2 protein-coding genes are annotated in these 2502 nt (G+C 72.8%); both read right to left on the reverse strand.

The window, feature by feature from the left end; genetic code table 11:
* Window positions 1–65 precede the first annotated feature (65 nt).
* Window positions 66–1481 (reverse strand): NAD-dependent succinate-semialdehyde dehydrogenase, encoded by a 1416-nt coding sequence (locus tag HMPREF3105_RS08700; RefSeq protein ID WP_063190325.1) that lies wholly within the window; start codon window positions 1479–1481, stop codon window positions 66–68.
* 63 nt (window positions 1482–1544) lie between these two features.
* Window positions 1545–2294, reverse strand: a complete 750-nt coding sequence (locus HMPREF3105_RS08705; protein WP_063190326.1) for a DNA-3-methyladenine glycosylase I — start codon at window positions 2292–2294, stop codon at window positions 1545–1547.
* Between the last annotated feature and the right edge of the window lie 208 nt (window positions 2295–2502).

Below are 2502 nucleotides of genomic sequence, written 5' to 3' on the forward strand. Positions count from 1 at the left end.
TGCGCGGCTGAGGGGCCGACGGGCCGGCCGGAGCGGGAGACCCGCCGGGCCGACCCGGCCCCGGGTCAGCCCTCCAGCGGGCCCTGCACCGCGTACAGGCGCTTGTTGGCGAACTCGTCCACGGCCATGGGGCCGAGCTCGCGGCCGAAGCCCGAGCGCTTCACGCCGCCGAAGGGCAGGTTCGCGCCGGCGGCGGAGGCGAGGTTCACGTTCGCCATGCCCACCTCGAGCTGGTCGGCCACGCGCTTGGCCTCGTCCAGGTCCGTGGAGAAGACGGCGCCGCCGAGACCGTACTGGGAGTCGTTGGCCAGGGCCACGGCCTCCTCGGCCGAGGACACCTTGTACACCACGGCGGCCATGCCGAACAGCTCCTGCGTGTAGGCGGGGTTCTCCTGGTCCACGTCCGTGATCACGGCCGGGGAGACGTAGAAGCCCTCGCCCTCGGGGCCGGAGACGCGCTCGCCGCCCACGTGGACGGTGGCGCCGGCCTCCTTGGCCGCGGCGATCTGCTCGGCGAGCCCGTCGGCCGCGGACTCGGAGGACAGCGGGCCGTAGACGTCGGCGTCACGCGAGGTCGGGTCACCGGGCTTCATCGCCGAGGAGCGCTGGACCAGCTCGTCCACGAAGTCGTCGTAGAGGTCCTCCATGACGATCATGCGCTTGTTCGAGTTGCAGGCCTGGCCCCAGTTGCCCATCCGGGTGGCCAGTGCGTCGCGGGCGGCGGCGCGGGCGTCCGGCGCGGAGAGCACGATGTACGGATCGGAGCCGCCGAGCTCGAGGACGACCTTCTTGAGGTGCCGGCCGGCCTGCTCGGCGACGGCGGCGCCGGCCCGCTCCGAACCGGTGAGGGACACGCCCTGCACGCGCGGATCGGCGATGATCGTGGAGATCTGGTCGTGGGTGGCGAACACGTTCTGGTACACGCCCTCCGGCAGTCCGGCCTCGGTGAAGAGCTCTTCCAGCAGCTGCGCCACCTGGGGGTTGATCTCGGCGTGCTTGAGCAGGATGGTGTTGCCGAGCATGAGGTTCGGCGCCACGAAACGGGCCACCTGGTACACCGGGAAGTTCCACGGCATGATCCCCAGCAGCGGGCCGATCGGCAGCCGCTGGACGAACGCCTCCTGCCCGGAGAACTGCTTGATCGGCTGGTCCGCGAGCAGCTCCTCGGCCTCGTCCGCGTAGTACCCGAAGATCTGGGCGCTGTAGCGCACCTCGCCGACCGCCGCGCCGAGGGACTTGCCCATCTCCGTGGTGATCACCGCGGCGATGTCCTTGGACCGCTCGGCCAGCAGCTCGGAGATCCGCTTCACGACGGCGGCGCGCTCGGCCACCGACTTCCGGGACCACTGCTCGTAGGCGGCCTGCGAGGCGTCGAGGGCGTCGGCGATCTGCTGATCCGTGGCGTTGTCGAAGGACTTCAGCAGCTCCCCGGTGGCCGGGTTGATTGTGCGGTAGCCCTGAGAGGCGGAGGTGGTGGTCATCAGTCGTCACCCTTTCGTGTGGACGTCCTGCGTTGAGTTCCCCATCCTGCCGGAGGCCCCCGCTCACTCCCAGATCCCGGACGCCCCTCTTCGCCACGAGCCGAGAAGGTGGGTGTCCACGATCCCGGCGGCCTCCAGCAGGGCGAAGCAAGTGGTCGGCCCCACGAATCGGCAGCCATGCGCCTTCAGCGCCCTCGCGAGCGCGCGCGACTCGTCCGAGGTCGAGGGGACCTGCGCCACCGTCTCCGGCCGTGGGGTCGCGGCAGGCTGGTGAGCCCAGACCAGCCCCGGCAGGCCGGTGGCGGGACGGTCGCCGTCGCCGTGCCAGGCGGGGCCCGCGCCGGGGGAGCCCGGGTGCAGCGGGGCGAACCGCTCGCCGCGCATCCCGACGACGGCTTGTGCGTTCGCGACCGCGGCCTCGATCTTGCGCCGGTTCCGGATGATGCCGGGGTCCGCCAGCAGTGCCTCGACCTCCGCGTCCCCGAACGCCGCGACGGCGTCCGGGTCGAAGCCCGCGAACACCTCCCGGAACCGCGGCCGCTTGGCCAGGACGGTCCGCCAGCTCAGGCCCGACTGGAACGCCTCGAGCACGAGGCGCTCGAACAGGCCCCGCTCGTCCGTGACGGGCAGGCCCCACTCCGTGTCGTAGTACTCCCGCAGCAGCGGATCCCGTGCCGCCCACGGCGGGCGGGCCCGCCCGTCCTCACCCACGACGACGCCACTCGGCGGCGCCTGTCGCCCGTCGGCCGGTGGATCCTCGGCGAGGGTGGAGACGGGGGCGGGGAGGCCGTCGTCGGCGTGGTGCGCGCTCATGCACCCGAGCCTAAGAGCGGCCCCGGACATCCGGAGCCGGAACGCGACGCCCGGGGACGCAACGCCGTCTGCGGACACCTGTGCAGGAGGCGCGGCCGGACCTCGTCACTCGAGCCGCCCGGCCCGCAGCGGCACGTGCGGCGAGGGGGGGAGATGCTGGGGGCGACCGCGGTCGGGGCCACGCCAGCCGGGAGCGCGCCCAGGGCAG

Source organism: Micrococcus sp. HMSC31B01 (assembly GCF_001816085.1).
Taxonomy (GTDB): Bacteria; Actinomycetota; Actinomycetes; order Actinomycetales; family Micrococcaceae; genus Micrococcus; species Micrococcus luteus.

Bases quoted from the DNA above. Each gene is read 5' to 3' on its own strand.
- HMPREF3105_RS08705 (WP_063190326.1), bottom strand. From the start codon at position 2,294: ATGAGCGCGCACCACGCCGACGACGGCCTCCCCGCCCCCGTCTCCACC.
- HMPREF3105_RS08700 (WP_063190325.1), bottom strand. From the start codon at position 1,481: ATGACCACCACCTCCGCCTCTCAGGGCTACCGCACAATCAACCCGGCC.